The organism is Campylobacter sp. JMF_15 NE4, from assembly GCF_027737645.1.
Lineage (GTDB): Bacteria > Campylobacterota > Campylobacteria > Campylobacterales > Campylobacteraceae > Campylobacter_B.
Map to the genome: position 1 here is coordinate 705,828 of NZ_JAOVTY010000001.1, position 17,428 is coordinate 723,255.

Here is a 17,428-nt window from a genome sequence, read left to right on the forward strand (position 1 = left end):
CAATTCCTTTCTAAAAAAATTTGAAATTTTAATTTAATTTTTGAAATTTACCCTCACCGACCTCGTAAATTTTGGTATCAAACCTAAGGCCGTTATCGTAAAATTCCTCGCTAAATGCCCGCTCATAGCGGTTTAATGCAAAATTTGAATAAAAATAGTCAAACCCGCTAAGCGCGCTGTATGCAATCCACTCGTAGCGCAAATCCACGCCAAGGCTAAGCGCACGATGAAGCAGTGAGTTTGAAACCGGCGAAATGGAGTTTGCGAGGTAAAATTTCCCGCCAATCGCGCTTGGAAGCGCACCGATAATCTCGCCGTCAAAGCCCACTTGCGTGGCAAGCAGGTTTTGTGTGTTTAGCTTTTTGTGCGAAATTTCGCCGATTACGGAGAGTATTTTAGAACTAGGCAAATTTAGGATAAAATTCGCATTTTGTGGCAGTTCGCCCTCAAAATCAAAAACCGCATTTCGGTTGCTTTTAATCGTGTAAAACTCCTCGATATTGCGACTATCAAACGCCATATCGTTTAGCACCTGTGACAGCGCGCTCTCATCGCCGATAGCGTATAAATTTTCAGCGAAACGCCCCAGCAGATACTGCATTTGCTCGCTGTAATCAATACCGCCAAAATATATATTATTCGACACAAACCCGCTTAAATTTTGATTTAGCGTCGGCACAAAAACCATACTACTATACTGCGAGTTTTCATCTACTATATCCACGCCAGATCTATTTAAGGGAGCGATTATGAGGGCGACATTATCGCGCTCCATAGCTTCAAGCGCCGCTATAATGCCCTCCTCACTCTCATTTCCTATATAATAAAAGCGCAAATTCGCCTGCAAATTTTTCTCACTCACAAATGCCAAAAGCGCATTTGCAATGCTATCTGCGCGCGAGCCAAGGATATTTTGCGCCATTAAGACACCCACTTTAAAGCCCGAATTTTGCGAGTTTTCAATCGTCGCACTCATCGCATTTGCCACGAGATTATACACCTCACCTTTCTCGCTGTCTGGGTCCCAAAGCGTGTATCCCTCATCTAGGCTTTTTTGGATAAAATCCTCGCCCTCAAATAAAATCTGGGTGCTAGAATTTTCATCATCATTTATCGTAAAATTTAAATCTTTTAGCGAAATATTTTCGTCCTCGTGCGCCAAGCAAAAAACAGCGATTAAAAGCGCAAAAATCGCTCTCACAAAAATTCCTTTATCTTGCGCAAATCATCGTGGAAAAGTGGAATTTGGCTCGGGTTTTGGCTTAGGAAATTTAGATCAAATGTCGGTATGAAGGTAATCCCGCCCTCGCGAAATGGCGTGCCGTGAATCAGCCTGATATCTGGGAGGTTGTTGTTTTTAAGCAAAATTTTAGCGCACAGCTCGCCAAGGCAAAGCACGACTTTGGGGCGGATTATTTTAATCTCGTCGATAGCGTAGGGAGCGCATTTGAGTATGATTTCGGAGGTGAGTTTTTTGTTTAAATTTAGGGCGCATTTTATCAGATACGACGCGTAAATTTCGCCGATTTCCAAACCACAAAGCTCCTTCAAACTAGCCCTAAATTTCTCGCCCAAATTCCCGCTAAATGGCTCGCCACTCTCATCTTCTGCGTGCGTTGGGCACTGGGAGATTACCATTATTTTGGCGTTTTTATCGCCATAAGGCACCATAGCGTGGGTGCGTGTTTTGGATAGTTCGCACAGCGCGCAGTTTTGCACGCTATGCGAAAGGCTATCAATATCGCTAAAAAATCTCTCGCCACTAGCAAGGATTCCAGCGTCGATATACCTGTAACCAAACGCCTTGTAGCAAAGCAATCTATGAAGTTTCGAGCCTTGCATTAATTCATTTTCCTTGCGACAAAGCCACGATCAAACCCAGCTAAATCTTTGTAAAATTCAAAGGCAAATCCATGCTCGCTTAGCGTTTCTTGCATGCTTTGCTTTTGGTCATACCCCATTTCGCAAAGCAGATATTTCGTGCGATTTTCGCTTAAAAAGATTAGTTTTTTTAGCTTCTCATCGCCCCTCTCGCCGCCAATTAACGCCAAATTTGGCTCTTTTAGCACCCGCTCATCGAGCTTATACGAGGAGGCGATATATGGCGGATTTGATACGACGATATCGAAATCCCCCTGCACCCCGCTTAGGTATTCACAATGCACAAATTCAATATCCACACCCAAATTTTGGGCGTTTTTACGCGCTACTTCAAGCGCACTTTCGCTGATATCAGTGGCGGTAATTTGCGCGTCTGGGAAAAATTTTTTAAGGCAAATCGAGATTATCCCACTTCCAGTGCCGACCTCGCAAATGCGCGGAGTTTTGAAAATATGAGCCACGCTAAAAGCTTTATCGACCAAAATTTCAGTCTCGAAGCGCGGTATCAGCACCCGCTCATCGACGAAAAACTCAAAATCGAAAAATTTGCACTTGTTTGTGATGTATTCAAGTGGCACGCCAGAAGCGTAAATTTCGACACTTTGGCGAAATTTTTCCTCATTTCGCATAGCGTGGTTAAAGAGCATTACAAACTCTTCGTTGCTTAAATTTTCGCTAAATTTCAAAAGTTCCCTTGAAACATACCTAGAATTTGTCCTGCCGTGCGCCCATTTTAACGCCTCGAAAATTTTCATTCTAGCTCCTTGATACGCTCATACAGGCTCGGGTGCGAGTGGTAAATCGCGCTGTAAAGCGGGTGAGAAATCGGAAAAGTTTTGTTTTCGCTACCAAGTTTTTTTAGCGCGCTAATCATATCATTTTTACTCGCATTATCTGCGCCGAACCTGTCTGCACCAAACTCGTGCATACGGCTAAATTTCGACATTACTGGCTCCAAAAAACTCTGCAAAATCGGCAAAAATAGCATGATAAAAATCAGCGTCGCACCGCCGTCGCGCACCAAATTTAGCGCGTCAAAAACCCCTTTTGTAGCCAGATTTCCAAACACGCCAAAAATCACAATCAGCATAAACGCCCCAAGCGCGATATTTTTGAGTATGTCGCCGTGTTTGAAATGCCCTAGTTCATGCCCCAAAACTGCCAAAATTTCACTCTGGCTTAGCTTTTTTATCAAAGTGTCAAAAAGCACGACCTTTTTGCTCGCCCCAAGTCCGCCAAAATACGCATTTAAGCGATTATCGCGCTTGCCTGCATCGATGACGAAAACCCCACTACTTTTAAAGCCACATTTGCCCAGCAAAATCTCAATTTGCGATTTTAACTCGCCCTCAGCTAGTGGCGACATTTTGTTAAACAGCGGCGCGATTAGTGTAGGATAAATCAAATTTATCAGCAAAATTAGCCCAAACGAAAATCCAAACCCATACACCCACCAAAACTGCCCCAAATTTTGCACGCAAAAAACTAGCGCAAAAACCACCAAAAAGCCAAAAATTAGCGTTAGCGCAAGGGCTTTTAGCTTATCAGCGATGAAAATTTTAGGCGTGATTGTGGAAAATCCTAATTTTTTGTCTTTAACAAAAGTGGCGTAAATTTCAAACGGCAAATCAATCACCCCGCCAAGTATGATGAAAGCCAAAACAAAAACGCTTTGGATAAAGATACTCGCGCCGCCCTCCAAATTTGCGCTGCCCACGCCAAATTTGGCGTAGATAAATTCCTGCAACGCACCCGCACCATAACAAATCCAAAAAATCGCGACCAAAAGCCCAAACGCAAGGCTAAAAATTTCAAATTTCAGATTTGTAATGCTGACAATTCCAGCCTTTTGATAGTCTGCTTCGCTTAAAATCACGGCTGGTTTTTTGGCATTTTCCTTGATGAAATTTAGCTGTAAAAGGGCTAGTGAAATTTTATAAATCGTGTAAATTATATAAATGATTATCAAAAAATAAAGCATAAATTTTCCTATTTTAAATTTTCAGCCAGCGAGAGCACCTCGAAATATTCGTTTTCCATTTGATTTAGTGCGCCCTTTTTCTCTTCGAGCTCTTCAAAAAGCGGTTGAAGCCCGATTTGCTGGTAAATTTCAGGGGTTGAAAGAGCGTGATTTAGCTCCTTAATGCGAGCTTCAAGCTCTTCGATTTTGGCTGGATATTCTTCTAAAATTTTGTTTTGTTTGTAGCTAAGTTTGGTAGTGGCGGTTTTTTCTTTTTTGTTTTCTTTGATTTCGGGCGCAGTATTTCCCACGCTAGAAGCGACCTCGCTTTCATAAATTTCAAGATCTTTTATCTCGTCTTCATACTCCAAATACTCGCTGTATGGGATATAAATCTGCTCGATTTTGCCCTTTTCAAACGCCCAAAGCTTGTTTGTGATTTTGTCGATGAAATATCTATCGTGACTTACGATGATAACTGCACCTTCGAAGCTGAGCAAATAATCTTCCAAAATGTTGATTGTAGCGATATCTAAATCGTTTGTCGGCTCGTCTAAAATAAGGCAATCATACTGCTCGGTAAAAAGCTTAGCAAGGGCGACGCGGTTTTTCTCGCCACCGCTTAGCACGCTTACTGGTTTATCCAAAAATTCTTTTGGGAATAAGAAATTTTTAAGATAGCCATAAACATGCATATAATGTCCGCGCACCATAATGTGATCTCCGCCATTTGGGCAAAAAATCTCAATCAAACTCTTATCGCCTGAAATTTCAGACCTAGCTTGATCAAAATAGCCGATTTTGATGTCGCCCCTTTTGATCTCGCCCCCGTCAATGCGGGTTTTGCCAATCAGCATTTTTATTAGTGTGGATTTACCTGCGCCGTTTGCGCCGACTATGCCAATTCTCTCCCCTTGCAAAACCCTAGCCGAAAATCCTTTAAAAAGGTCTTTTCCATTTAAAATTTTACTGACATTTTTGCACTCGAAAAGCATTTTTTTGCGGTTATCGCCACCTGTGCCGTTGAAATTCCTACTAGCGCGTTCAAGCTCCAATTTCACGCGCCTTATCACGCCCGGATTTTTTTTGGCTTCTTCTCTCATGGCTAGCACGCGGGCTTTGCGACCCTCGTCGCGTTTGAGGCGCGCTTTTACGCCGCGATGAAGCCACTCTTCTTCGTATTTTAGCTGTTTTAAAAGCGTTTCGTGAGATTTTTGCAAGCTAGCTAAAATTTCTTGTTTGCGCCTTAGATAGTTTTCGTATCCGCCATCAAAAAAGCTTAGTTTGCCCTCCTCTATCTCGATACTTCTAGTCGCAAGTTTGTCGATGAAATAGCGATCGTGCGAGATGAAAAGTATGGTTTGCTTCGAATTTAAAAGCATATCCTCCAAAAATCTCACCATATAGACATCAAGGTGGTTTGTCGGCTCATCAAGTAGCAAAATATCTGGCTTTTTTAGCACCAGCGCACCAAGGGCGACGCGGCGAATTTCGCCCCCGCTTAGCGTGCAAGCCGAGCGGTTTTCGTAAATTTTAAGCCCAAAATGCTCCAAAATTCGCTCGATTTTATTGTCGATATTCCAGCCATCTTTGGCGTCGATAAATTTATTTAGCTCGTTTTGGCGGGTTAGAAGTGCTTCATTTTGGGGGTCGTTTGAGATTTGTTCTAAAATTTGGTTGTATTCATCAATGGCATCGTAGATTTCTTTGAGTTCGCGTTTTAGGGCGTCTTTGACAGAGAGATTATCGTCAAATTTCGGGCTTTGTTCTAGCATTTGGATATTTATGCCATTTTGCGTGATGACGCGACCGCCGTCGATTTCATACTCGCCGGCGATGATTTTCATCAGCGTAGATTTTCCGCCACCATTTTTGCCGATGATTGCGACTCTCTCGCCAGAGCTCAGGCTGAAATTCACGCCGTCAAGGACAGTGTTTGAACCGAATTTTTTAACTACATCAATCAAATCAACTAATGCCAAAATTTGCCTTTATAGATAAAATTTGTCGATTGTAGTAAAAAAAATATTAAATTTGAATAATTTCTAAATTTAATCTATGAATTTTTCGCTAAAATGCGCTTCTTATTTTAAAAAAAGAGAATTGATGAAGGAAATTTCACTAACAAAACTAAGCCTAGCAATCTATGCGGATATGTTTTTGCGCCTAGTTACCGCGCTGATTAACACCTATATGATAAGCCTTGTCGATGTCAGGCTCGTAGGCGCGTTGGGCGCTGGCAATCAGGTATTTTTGCTTTTTATCACGGTTTTTGGGTTTTTGGCTGTGGGTTGCTCGGTCGTGGTCGCCCAAGCTCTGGGGGCTAGGAATAAAATTTTAGCCCTGCGCGCAATACATACTAGCATTACCTTTAACGCCCTAATCGGCGGACTTAGCGGGGTTTTTGTATTTTCGTGCGCCACGCTTTTGCTCCGTGCCTTACAAGTGCCAAGCGAACTACTTGCCGATAGCACGATTTATCTAAAAATCATTAGCATTGTCTTTGCAATCGACGCTGTGGCGATAGTTTTTAGCGCGATAATCCGCGTGTATGGCTATGCAAACTACATAATCATCATCTCTGTAACGATGAATATCATCACGCTAGTGGGAAATTTTATCGCACTCTTCCAGCCCTTTGGACTGCCATTTTATGGGCTTTTTGGCGTTGGAATTAGCACGATTATCGGGCGAATTGTGGGCGTGATACTTTTCGCGCTAATTGCCGTAAAAATCATAAAACTGAAATTTTACTTTTCAATGTTTTTGAAAATAAAATTTGAAATTTTACGCAAAATTTTATCCGTAGGACTGCCGAGCGCTGGGGAAAATCTGCTTTGGATCACGCAATATCTTGTCGCCTTTGCCTTTGTAGCGAGTATGGGCGAGGCAAGTCTTACGGTGCAGACGATTTATTTTCAGATTTCAAGCTTTATTTTCTTTGGCGGAAGTGCCATTAGCATGGCAAACGAGGTCATCGTAGGCCGCCTAGTGGGCGCAAAAGAGCCAGAGCGCGCGTATTTGCACACCTTTCACGCGCTAAAAATCGGTCTAATCGTCACGGCGTTTTTCATCGCGGTCGTCTTTTTCGCGCGCGAGCTAATCATGAGCGTGCTAAATCTGGGCGGGGCGCACAAAGAAATCATGCGGCCGCTGTTTTATCTAACGATAATCTTAGAGCTCGGGCGCACCTTTAATATCGTCTTTGTCAATGCCTTGCGCGCCAGTGGTGATGCGAGATTTCCGTTTTTAATGGGGTTAATCTTTATGTGGGGCGTGTCGCTTCCGGTGGGGTATTTTTTAGGCATTTCGCTTGGAATCGGGATTTTGGGCGTTTGGATTGGGTTTTTGTGCGATGAGTGGCTCAGAGGCGGGGCGAATACTTGGCGGTGGATTAGCAAAAAATGGCAGAGCAAACGATTAGTCTAAATTTGGGCAAAATTTGCGTTTTGGCGAGTTTCAAGCGCGTAAAATACGCTAGGATTCGCATTAGCCATGATTGCGCCGTGCGCGCTAGCGTGCCGTGGTTTTGGAGCGCGAAAAGGGCGCAGGAATTTATCGCATCGCATGAAATTTGGATTAAAAAAACCTTAGAAAAATACGAAAATTTGGCGTTAAAAGAAAACGAGAGTGAAATTTTAGGGCAAATTTATGAGCTGAAATTTGGCGAGAAATTCGCGGATTTGTGGAATACTGCGCCGAAATTTAGTGCGCAAAATTTTAGTGGTGGCGATACTGCGCCGAAATTTTGCAAGAGTGGCGCGAGTGATAGTGCGCTAAAATTTGACGCAAATTTTGCAAGTGATACTGCGCCTAGTGCCACGCCAAACACGAACTCCACGAACGCCCAGTCCGCCCAGTCCGCCACGCCAGCCACGCCAGCCACGCCAGCCACGCCAAACGAAATTTTGGCGAAAAATTTGGCTAAATTTAACGGCAAAATCGCCGTTTGCGGAAGCGAAATTTACTGCGCAAACGAGATAGAATTTGCGAAATTTAAGAAATTTTTGGCATTAAATTTATACAAAGATTTGATTAAACTCTACTTGCCGTTCGTGCAAAAGAGCGTCAATCGCCTAGTCGTGCGCGATATGAAGACGCGCTGGGGCAGCTGCAACAGCACGAAGGGCTACATAAATTTGTCGTTAAAATTGGTTGAAAAAGATTTGCGCTTTATCCATTATGTCGTGCTTCACGAGCTAACTCACCTCATCTACGCCCACCACAGGCGCGAATTTTACGACTTCATAGCTGGGATTATGCCTGATTTCAAAGAGCGAATTAATCTGGTGAAAAATAGATAATTTTCGCCCCTGTTGTCATTGCGAGGAAAGGCGCAAGCCTTGACGAAGCACTCTACGCGTGCAAAATTTAGAGAATTTTTAAATTTATCAAAATTTATAATCTCTATTCTGCCTTGTTTAGCTCACTAGTAGCCTTGTGAATTCTACTAGAATTACTCATTTTTTGTCTCCTTATTAGAAAATTTTTATTTTAAATTATTGTCAATATCTCTGTGAAATATGCTTAATACATATTTTCTTAATTCGTCGTGGTCTTTTTGATTAAAATAAAACATATTGATAGTTGGAGCAACTTTCCATCTTTCGATAGACCCCCATTCTATATTTATTTGAAATTTTCTAGCATATTTCCAAAAATTTTTAAGAGTTTTATTTGATTTTTTATAAATTCCCATAAAGACTAAAATTTCTAAAAATTCAGCTACAAATAACATAAATATTGTGATAAGCACACTCAACAAGAATAGTCCAAAACTATCCCTAGAACCCAAATTTGCTATTATAAATCCACTTAAAAATATCCAGCCAAAAGCCTCTGTAAAGATTATGCGTAAAAAAGAACAAAATACCATTTTGCCTTCTTCTTTTTTTACATGTGAAATATCATAACTGATTGGATTATCATAAGGATTGCAAAGCACAATCCTATCTCCCATAACTCGGAAATGTATTGTCTCATCGACTTGATTTTTATGATTGTAAAATACAACTTTTGAGTTGTAGAAATAAGTATAATGTGATTTCATATTAGAAATATTTAAAAAATCAAGCAATAACATAAAAAACATTATAAATCCAAAAGTAATAATTGTTTGTATAGTTTCGCCTATTTCTAAATATCCGTATTCAAATTCATCAAATTTGTTTAAAATAAACAATGAAGCAGTAACCCAAAATGCAAAAATTAGTAAAAAATGGAAAGCCAAAGCCCAGCTAGTATAATCACGCAAAATCAACGGCTCTTTATCGTAATCCCTCAAATTCTTATTTTTATTAAAAATATCGTTTTTGAAATTTCTGTTTTCCAAATTTAATCCTTTTATAAAATCTCGGTCAGTATCTGTGATACTGAATTCACTCAACAAGTAAATTTAAATTTGCATTTTTCATCATCTCTCCCTCACTCACACTTCTTACTCTGCTCTGCGATTAGGCTAAGCTTTTTAAGCGTGAAATTTGATTTTAGTATGTGAGCTTGTAGCTCTGATTTTGCTTCTATGGTAGCAATTAGCGAGTTTATCGCTTCAATTTTATTACTAAAATTTCGCAATTACACGAAATTTGCGTTTTGGAATTTTAAATTCGTAGATTGCCACGAATTTTTGCTTCGCAAAAATTCCCCTAATGACAGATTTAGCAAAATTTGCGCTTTGATTACCGCGCAATGACAAATCAGGCGCAGGGTTCATAGGTTCGCGCCAAGCGCGCCTTGCAAAGGCAAAACCACCCTTACTCGTCTTTTTTGCACTCTTGCGGGTTGTTACAGCCACAGCCCTCGCATTTGTTGCAGGAATTTTTGTTTTTCGCAAAGCTTCTTGCTGCCAAAAACAAAAGCCCACCAAGCACCACTAAAACCGCGATTGTTCCGATATTGTTGATTAAAATTTCCATATCAAATTTTCTCTTTATAAGGTTTTGCTAGCATTAAAATTATCAGCGCAGCGCACGCGCACGCCACGAAAAGCCCCACTCCCACGCCTTGCGCACCACTAAAAAATCTGCCGAATTGATAAATCATAAGCGCGACCGCGTAAGAAAACAGCGTCTGATACACAAGCGCAAACGCCGTCCAGCGCGCATTTCTCATCTCTTTTGCGATTGTCGCCATTGCCGCTATGCAAGGCGCGCAAAGCAGGTTAAAAGCCAAAAACGCATATCCACTAAGCGTGTCAAGCCCCGAAAAATCGAGTATCCCAAAGACCGCCACGACCTCTTCTTTGGCTACTAAGCCCATAAGCGTGGCGATTGCAGACTTCGCGTCGCCAAAGCCAAGTGGCGCAAACACAGGCGCCACAAACGCGCCGATTTTGCCGATAAAGCTATCGTTTAAATCAAGCTCTATATCAAAGACAAAGCCCCCCTCGGCGAAGCCAAACCGCGATCCGCACCAAATCAGCACCGATGAGATGAAAATTATCGTTCCAGCATTTTTGATAAACGAGCTTACGCGCTCTTTGACGCTTCGGTAAATATTTTTGAGGGTTGGCATGTGATATGGCGGAAGCTCCAAAACAAAAGGCGCAGGTTTGCCCGCAAACATCGGCGTTTTTTTAAGCATTAGCCCTGAAATCACAATCGCGCAAATCCCTAGAAAATACGCACTAGGCGCCACCCACCACACTCCGCCAAAAAGCGCAGCGGAAATCAGCGCAATCATCGGCATTTTCGCCGAACACGGCATAAATGTAGTCGTCATAATGCCCATTTTGCGGTCTTTTTCGCTCTCGATTGTGCGCGTAGCTAGCACGCCGGGCACGCCACAGCCCGTGCCGATTAGCATAGGGATAAAGGACTTGCCACTAAGCCCAAATTTACGAAATGCGCGGTCTAAGACAAAAGCCACGCGCGTCATATATCCGCACGCCTCCAAAAACGCTAAAAAGATAAAAAGCACCGCCATTTGTGGCACGAAGCCAAGCACCGCTCCCACGCCACTAATAACGCCGTCGATGATGAGGCTTTTTAGCCACTGCGCGCAGTTTATGCGCTCCAAAAACTCGTCCATTACCACAGGCAGACCGCGCAGATACAGCCCATACTCGCTAGGATTTGGTAAAATTTCGGCCTCTAAATTCGCACTAGCTAGTGAAATTTGCTCTTTTAAATTTTCGTTTGAAATTTGCGAAATTTCACCGCTTAGTGCGTCAAAATTTTCGCTAAATGCACCAAAATCGCCTTCATTGCAAGCGGTTTTGAGATTTTCTGAGGCTGCGCTAAATTCAGGATTTATCAAATCTAATGCGCCCACAAATTCGCTCGTGCAAATTTTGCTTTGCAAATGTGTGCTAAGAGCCTGCTCGTATTTTTCGCTACTTCCTACGAAAAATCCATCGCCAAAAATCCCGTCATTTACGGTGTCCGTCATCAGCCCGCCCACGCCCGTAACCGAAGTGTAATACACGATAAACATAATCACAGCAAAAATCGGCAAAGCGAAAATTCTATGCGTCAAAACCTTGTCGATATTTTCGCTTGCATTTGCCACGAAATCGGTGTTTTTGGCAAAACACGCCTCTTTTACGCGCGCGATATAATTGTATCGCTCGTTTGCGATAATCCCCACGCTATCGTCATCGAGCTCGGTTTCACAGGATTTGATTTTTTCCTCGATTAGGCTAAATTTGGCTTTTTCGATTTTTAGCTCTTTTAGCACGCTCTCATCGCGCTCGAAAATTTTAACCGCATACCACCTATCGCCCTTTTCGCCCTTTAAAACAGCGTCTTCGATATGCGCTAGCGCGTGTTCGGCTGGGCCACAAAAATCGTGTTTTGGGTGCGGGGCAGGGTTTTTGCTAGCCTCGATTGCTAGCTCCACGCATAAATTCGTGCCGATATTTTTAAGCGCAGAAATCTCCACACACGGCGCGCCAAGGGTTTTGCTAAGAAGTTTTAAATCGATTTTATCGCCTCTTTTGCGCAAAATGTCGGTCATATTCACAGCGATTACCATTGGAATTTCAAGCTCCAAAAGTTGCGTGCTAAGGTATAAATTTCGCTCTAAATTCGTGCCGTCGATGATATTTAAAATCACATCTGGATTTTCGTGCAATAAATAATTGCGCGCCACAATCTCTTCTGGCGTGTATGGCGAGAGCGAGTAAATGCCCGGCAAATCGGTGATTATGATATTTTCTTTGCCGATTAAACAGCCCTCTTTTTTCTCGACCGTTACGCCCGGCCAGTTGCCCACAAAGGCATTTGCGCCAGTTAGGGCGTTAAAAAATGTCGTTTTGCCACAATTTGGATTTCCTACAAGTGCGATTTTTATCATTCTTACTCTTTAAATTTGCAAATTTTATAAATTTTCGACCTCTATCAATGACGCGTCGGCCTTGCGTAGCGAGAGCTCGTATCCTCTCACGCCTAGCTCCAAAGGATCGCCTAAGGGGGCGGCTTTTTTTAGCTTTATCTCAATGCCTTTTGTAATCCCCATATCCATAATCCGACGCCTGAGTGCGCCGTCTCCGTGGATTTTGACCACCTTGACACTTGCGCCGATTTTTACCTCGTTTAGCCTTTGCATAAATTCTCCATAAATTTCATTATTTAAAGAAATTTTTGATTTTGCTTAAAATTCCCTCGTCATTTTCGCCAAAGCTAGCTTGCAATTCGCGCAAAAGCTCGGTTTGTTTGTCGTTTAGTTTCTTTGGGGTTTGGACGCTAATTTGCACAATCAAATCGCCTTTTTGTTTGGTTCTGATATTTGGCGCGCCCTCGCCATGGATCACAAATCTATCCTTATCCTTGCTTCCGACTTTTAATTTTAACTCGGTCTTGCCCTCAGGGGTTGGCACTTCGATACTCTCGCCCAAAATCGCTTGGGTGAAAAAAACAGGCACTTCGATATACAAATCATCGCCGTCGCGCTCGAAATGGCTATCTGCGCGCACTCTTACTAGCACATACACATCGCCGACCTCGCCTGTTTTAGAGACATTTCCTTTGCCCCCTAGGCGGATTCTTTGCCCATCATCAATGCCAGCTGGTATGTCAAATTTGACGCTGATTTCCTCCTCGATATATGCCTTGCCACCGCAATCTTTGCATTTTTCTTTTATGCTCTCTCCACTTCCACCACACGCGCTACAAGTCTGAATAAAGCTCATATATCCGCGCCTTGCCATGATTCGCCCAGAACCACCACATGTTTGGCAGGTATGTTTTTTCTTGTCTTTTGAGCCAGTTGCGTCGCAGGTAGGGCATGGTTTTTTGATTTTGTATTTGACATCTTTATGCACACCGCGTAGAGCTTCTTTAAATTCCAAAGTAACGGCTAATTCTGTATCTATGCCATACGGATCGACGCTTCGTTTGGCTCTGCTACCGCCTCCGCCAAAGGCTTGCTCGAAAAAGTCGCTAAACATCGAACCAAACCCAAAGGCATCTCCTGCGCTACCGCCACCGCCAAATCCGCCAGATAAGCCCTCTTTGCCGTATCTATCATACATTTTGCGTTTTTCTTCATCGCCTAGGACTTGGTAAGCTTCGTTTATTTTTTTAAACTGCTCTTCGCTCTCTTTGTTGCCTTGGTTGCGGTCTGGGTGGTGCTGCAAGGCTAGTTTGCGAAATGCCTTTTTTATCGTTTCAGCGTCCGCGTCGCGCGCCACGCCTAAAATATCATAATAATCTTCTTCCATTATCTCTCCTAAACTAAAAAGGCTCAATTTTATCTAAATTTGCTAAAATGCAAGTTAAGATTTAACTATTTTACAATATAATGCAAAATTTCAAAATTTTTATAAAGGACGCGTCATGGTAAATGTGCTTATGATCGAAGACGATAGCGAATTTGCTACTTTGCTAAGTGAATATTTGGCTAAATTTAATATCAATGTTACAAATTTCGAAGACCCATATATCGGACTAAGTGCCGGAATCAAAAACTATGATTTGCTAATTTTGGATTTAACTCTTCCTGGCATGGACGGACTGGAAGTATGCAAAGAAATCCGCGAAAAATACGATATTCCAATCATCATTAGCTCGGCCAGATCTGATGTCAGCGACAAGGTCGTGGGACTGCAAATCGGAGCAGATGATTATCTGCCTAAACCTTACGATCCAAAGGAAATGCACGCACGCATTATGAGCCTAATTCGCCGTTATAAAAAAACAATCGAAAAAGAAGAAACCGTCGCTGATAGCGTATTTCGCATAGATGAAAAACGCCATGAAATTTACTTTGGCGAAGAGGCACTCGTGCTAACTCCGGCTGAATATGAAATTTTAGAATATCTCATCAAACAACACAGCTTTTCTGTTTCTCGCGAGCAGTTAGTATATCACTGCAAGAGCCTAAAAGACAAAGACTCAAAAAGCCTTGATGTCATCATCGGTCGCCTTCGCACCAAAATCGGAGACAACTCAAAATCACCAAAACATATTTTTTCAGTTCGCGGAATCGGATATAAGCTCATCGGATGAAGCACTCTTTAATCACGAAAATTACGATATTTTTCGTAACTGCGATAATTTTGGTTTGCGTGCTGTTTATCACATTTGGGCGAATTCAAATGAACAAAGCCCTAGGTAGCATGCAAGCAAACCAAATCAACGCCGTAAATTACCTGCTAGAATCCTACAAACGAAACAACCCGCCACAAGATATCGAAAGCTATTTTTCAAATTTTGGCTTGGAGCTTGTCAAGGATAAAAATTTAGTCCAAAATGTCCTAATTTCAGGCAAAAAATACTTCGCGCAAGAAACTGCCATAGGCGAGATTAGCTCGATCGAGTATAACAACACTCTGTTTTTAAATATCAAAAACAACTCAATGGTCGTGGTTTTTGAGAGTATTGGCACCAAAAATTTAAACGATCCGCTCTGGGTGGGATTTTTGATTACTATTGTGGTTTTGTTTTCGCTGTATCTCTCGATTTTACGCAGTTTTGCGCCACTAAAAAAGCTTAGCAAAAACATAAAACAATTTTCCCTAGGAAATTTAGAAATAGATTTAAAACAAATTCGCAGAGAGGACGAAATCGGCCAAGTAGCGCATGAATTTAACAACGCGATTATTAAAATTCAAGAGCTTATCCGCTCTCGACAGCTGTTTTTACGCACCATAATGCACGAGCTAAAAACCCCGATTGGCAAGGGCAGACTAATCACTGAAATGCTCGATGATGAGACGCAAAAGACCCGCCTCGTGGCTGTTTTTGAGCGGCTTGAAATTTTGATTAATGAATTTGCAAAAATCGAGCAACTTCTATCCAAAAGCTACACTCTAAATTACCAAAAATACCATTTCAGCCTGATTTTAGAGCAGGTTCGCGATATGTCAATGCTAGATAAATGGGATAGCTTAGTTGCCGAAAATATCGAAGATGACGCCATTATCAATGTCGATTTTGGGCTTTTTGCCTTGGCGATTAAAAATTTAATCGACAATGGCCTAAAATATTCCAGCGATCACCATGTCAGCGTGATTTGCGACGAGAATAAAATCAGCGTAGCAAACCATGGCAATGCGCTTGAAAAATCCTTCGAGCACTACAAACAAGCCTTTATTCGCAACAAAAACGAAAAGGCCACTGGCATGGGGCTTGGGCTGTATATCATAGATAAAATTTGCGAACTTCATAAATTTAGCTTTACTTATAATTATTCAGATAATACACATTATTTTTCTATAATTTTCAACAATCCAGGCAGTAAAAAATGAGTGCAAATGATAAATTTGAAGAGCTAGTTGCTAGCTTCGAAAAGCTCCCAGGCGTGGGCAAAAAGTCGGCTTTGCGTTTTGCGTATTATGTCAGCGTGCAAAACTCAACTTTGGGGCTAAATTTAGCTCACAATATCGAAGAAGCTGTGCGAGGACTGAAAAAATGCGAAATTTGCGGTGCGATTTGCGAGGACGAGATCTGCGAATACTGCGCCGATGAGGAGCGAGAGAGCGAGAAAATCGCCATTGTAGAGAGCCCGAAAGATATTTTTATCTTTGAGAGTAATAAAATTTTTAACGGCAAATATTTTGTTTTAGAAGACGCTAGCGAAGAAATCATCGACAAACTTCGCGCCATGATAATCCAAAATGGCGCAAATGAGCTGATTTTTGCGCTAACGCCTAGTATAAATTCAGACGGGATTATGCTCTATGTCGAGGATAAACTCTCTGATTTAAATTTGCGTTTTAGCAAGCTTGCCCAAGGCGTGCCAACTGGCGTAAGCTTGGATAATATAGATATGCTTTCGCTTATGAAGGCAATCAACGGACGCACGAATATATAAATTTAAAAGGAAAAATAGTGAAAAAGGTTCATTTCATAGGCATTGGCGGTATCGGAATCAGCGCGCTGGCTAGATTTTTGCAGGAGCGAAACTACACGATTTCAGGCTCCGATATTTCAGAAAGCCCAACCACGATAAAACTACGCGAAAGCGGTATGGATATCAACACCCCGCACAGCGCAGAGGCGATAAAAGATCAAGAGGTCGTGGTGTATTCAGCCGCTATCAAAGAGGATAATGTCGAGCTAGTCGAGGCCAAAAAGCGCGGTATCAAATGCCTATCGCGCAAAGAAGCCTTGCCTTATGTGCTAAAAGACAAGCATGTATTTGCCGTGGCTGGGGCGCATGGCAAAAGCACCACGAGCGCGATTGCCTCATCGCTAATAAATGGCTCGGTTATCATCGGCGCGATTAGCAAGCAGTTTGGCTCAAATATGAAATACGAAAACAGCGAAAATATCATTTTCGAAGCCGACGAGAGCGATTCTAGCTTTCTTAACTCCAACCCTTATGTCGCAGTAGTAACCAACGCTGAGCCAGAGCACATGGATCATTACGACAACGATTTAGACAAATTTCACGCCGCATATCGCGGATTTTTGGAAAGGGCTAAAATTCGCGTTATCAACGCCGAGGACGAATTTTTAGGCTCGTTAAATTTAAGCGCGATCAAACTCTACCCTTCGCGCGATATCACGGATCTCAAAATGGTTTTACGCGATAATCAACCATATCTTAGCTTCAATCTCAAAGAGCTTGGCAGATTCGAGGTTTTTGGGATTGGCGAGCATATCGCGATCGACGCTTCGCTAGCGATTTTAGCCGCTGCGTGCGAGACAGGGCTAGAAAACATACGCCAAAATTTATTAAACTACAAAGGCATTAAAAAGCGTTTTGACATACTCTGCGCCAATCCAAATTTCGTCCTAATCGACGACTATGGTCATCACCCCACAGAAATCGCCGCTACACTAAAAAGCGCGAAAGAATACGCCGCCTTGCTAGGCATTAGCAAGATTACGGCGATTTTCCAGCCACATAGATACAGCAGGTTAAAGGCAAATTTAGCCGGGTTTAAAGAGTGCTTTGGCGAGGGTGTGGATTTGGTGATTTTGCCTGTGTATGCAGCCGGCGAGAACCCAAACGGCGTGGATTTAAAAGAAGAGTTTAAAGTCCTTAATCCGCTTTTTGCCGAGAGAGTATTTAGAAATGGCGAAAAGATCGAATTCAGCGATATTTTTGGCGTGCGCCATATCATAAATGACGGCCTAGTAATCGGCTTTGGCGCAGGTGATATCACATATCAGTTGCGTGGCGAATTTTAAGGAAAAG

At 42.3% G+C, this 17,428-nt stretch carries 18 protein-coding genes; 6 read left to right on the forward strand and 12 right to left on the reverse strand.

Going from position 1 to position 17,428, the window contains the following annotated elements:
* Positions 1-28 precede the first annotated feature (28 nt).
* The 5 genes from OFN98_RS03610 to abc-f are packed head-to-tail and all read right to left on the reverse strand — an operon-like array spanning position 29 to position 5,823.
* Positions 29-1,201 carry a hypothetical protein gene (locus tag OFN98_RS03610; RefSeq protein WP_270876605.1) on the reverse strand — a complete coding sequence of 391 codons (1,173 nt, stop codon included), beginning with the start codon at positions 1,199-1,201 and terminating at the stop codon, positions 29-31.
* Positions 1,198-1,842 (reverse strand): uracil-DNA glycosylase, encoded by a 645-nt coding sequence (locus OFN98_RS03615; RefSeq protein ID WP_270876606.1) that lies wholly within the window; start codon positions 1,840-1,842, stop codon positions 1,198-1,200. The genes OFN98_RS03610 and OFN98_RS03615 overlap by 4 nt, the downstream gene beginning before the upstream one ends.
* Complete coding sequence (gene prmC / locus OFN98_RS03620; RefSeq protein ID WP_270876607.1) at positions 1,842-2,636, reverse strand: peptide chain release factor N(5)-glutamine methyltransferase; 795 nt, start codon at positions 2,634-2,636, stop codon at positions 1,842-1,844. Before prmC ends, OFN98_RS03615 begins: the two co-directional genes overlap by 1 nt.
* A complete protein-coding gene (locus OFN98_RS03625; protein ID WP_270874544.1) occupies positions 2,633-3,862 on the reverse strand; it encodes a M48 family metallopeptidase in 1,230 nt (409 codons plus the stop codon). Before OFN98_RS03625 ends, prmC begins: the two co-directional genes overlap by 4 nt.
* An 8-nt stretch (positions 3,863-3,870) precedes the next feature.
* Positions 3,871-5,823 (reverse strand): ribosomal protection-like ABC-F family protein, encoded by a 1,953-nt coding sequence (gene abc-f, locus OFN98_RS03630; protein ID WP_270876608.1) that lies wholly within the window; start codon positions 5,821-5,823, stop codon positions 3,871-3,873.
* A gap of 124 nt (positions 5,824-5,947) precedes the next feature.
* On the opposite strand from abc-f, the gene OFN98_RS03635 reads away from it, so the two are divergent.
* Together OFN98_RS03635 and OFN98_RS03640 are read left to right on the forward strand one after the other, a co-directional pair.
* Complete coding sequence (locus tag OFN98_RS03635) at positions 5,948-7,270, forward strand: MATE family efflux transporter (RefSeq protein ID WP_270874543.1); 1,323 nt, start codon at positions 5,948-5,950, stop codon at positions 7,268-7,270.
* Positions 7,246-8,145, forward strand: a complete 900-nt coding sequence (locus OFN98_RS03640) for a M48 family metallopeptidase (protein ID WP_270874542.1) — start codon at positions 7,246-7,248, stop codon at positions 8,143-8,145. The genes OFN98_RS03635 and OFN98_RS03640 overlap by 25 nt, the downstream gene beginning before the upstream one ends.
* Before the next feature lie 185 nt (positions 8,146-8,330).
* Here the strand turns inward: OFN98_RS03640 and OFN98_RS03645 are convergent, their stop codons facing one another.
* The 7 genes from OFN98_RS03645 to dnaJ all read right to left on the reverse strand — a co-directional run bounded on the left by OFN98_RS03645 (position 8,331) and on the right by dnaJ (position 13,502).
* Entirely contained in the window at positions 8,331-9,173 is an 843-nt protein-coding gene (locus OFN98_RS03645; protein WP_270874541.1) for a hypothetical protein, read from the reverse strand.
* Positions 9,174-9,265: 92 nt separating this feature from the next.
* A complete protein-coding gene (locus OFN98_RS03650) occupies positions 9,266-9,415 on the reverse strand; it encodes a hypothetical protein (protein ID WP_270876609.1) in 150 nt (49 codons plus the stop codon).
* Positions 9,402-9,635 (reverse strand): hypothetical protein, encoded by a 234-nt coding sequence (locus OFN98_RS03655; RefSeq protein WP_270874540.1) that lies wholly within the window; start codon positions 9,633-9,635, stop codon positions 9,402-9,404. The genes OFN98_RS03650 and OFN98_RS03655 overlap by 14 nt, the downstream gene beginning before the upstream one ends.
* Positions 9,595-9,756 (reverse strand): FeoB-associated Cys-rich membrane protein, encoded by a 162-nt coding sequence (locus tag OFN98_RS03660; RefSeq protein WP_270869759.1) that lies wholly within the window; start codon positions 9,754-9,756, stop codon positions 9,595-9,597. The genes OFN98_RS03655 and OFN98_RS03660 overlap by 41 nt, the downstream gene beginning before the upstream one ends.
* Before the next feature lies 1 nt (position 9,757).
* Positions 9,758-12,136 (reverse strand): ferrous iron transporter B, encoded by a 2,379-nt coding sequence (feoB, locus tag OFN98_RS03665; RefSeq protein WP_270874539.1) that lies wholly within the window; start codon positions 12,134-12,136, stop codon positions 9,758-9,760.
* A gap of 24 nt (positions 12,137-12,160) precedes the next feature.
* Positions 12,161-12,388, reverse strand: coding sequence for a FeoA family protein (locus OFN98_RS03670; RefSeq protein WP_270859198.1), 228 nt, complete (start codon positions 12,386-12,388; stop codon positions 12,161-12,163).
* A gap of 19 nt (positions 12,389-12,407) precedes the next feature.
* A complete protein-coding gene (gene dnaJ / locus OFN98_RS03675) occupies positions 12,408-13,502 on the reverse strand; it encodes a molecular chaperone DnaJ (protein WP_270874538.1) in 1,095 nt (364 codons plus the stop codon).
* A 115-nt stretch (positions 13,503-13,617) separates the two neighbouring features.
* Between dnaJ and OFN98_RS03680 the strand changes: the two genes are divergently transcribed.
* From OFN98_RS03680 to murC, 4 genes are read left to right on the forward strand one after another with little or no spacing between them, the layout of a single operon-like run.
* Positions 13,618-14,289 carry a response regulator transcription factor gene (locus tag OFN98_RS03680; protein WP_270859200.1) on the forward strand — a complete coding sequence of 224 codons (672 nt, stop codon included), beginning with the start codon at positions 13,618-13,620 and terminating at the stop codon, positions 14,287-14,289.
* Positions 14,286-15,530: an ArsS family sensor histidine kinase gene (locus tag OFN98_RS03685; protein ID WP_270874537.1), complete on the forward strand. Its 1,245-nt coding sequence runs from the start codon at positions 14,286-14,288 to the stop codon at positions 15,528-15,530. Before OFN98_RS03680 ends, OFN98_RS03685 begins: the two co-directional genes overlap by 4 nt.
* Positions 15,527-16,096 carry a recombination mediator RecR gene (gene recR / locus OFN98_RS03690; RefSeq protein ID WP_270859202.1) on the forward strand — a complete coding sequence of 190 codons (570 nt, stop codon included), beginning with the start codon at positions 15,527-15,529 and terminating at the stop codon, positions 16,094-16,096. The genes OFN98_RS03685 and recR overlap by 4 nt, the downstream gene beginning before the upstream one ends.
* A gap of 17 nt (positions 16,097-16,113) precedes the next feature.
* Complete coding sequence (gene murC, locus OFN98_RS03695; protein ID WP_270871194.1) at positions 16,114-17,421, forward strand: UDP-N-acetylmuramate--L-alanine ligase; 1,308 nt, start codon at positions 16,114-16,116, stop codon at positions 17,419-17,421.
* Positions 17,422-17,428 lie beyond the last annotated feature (7 nt).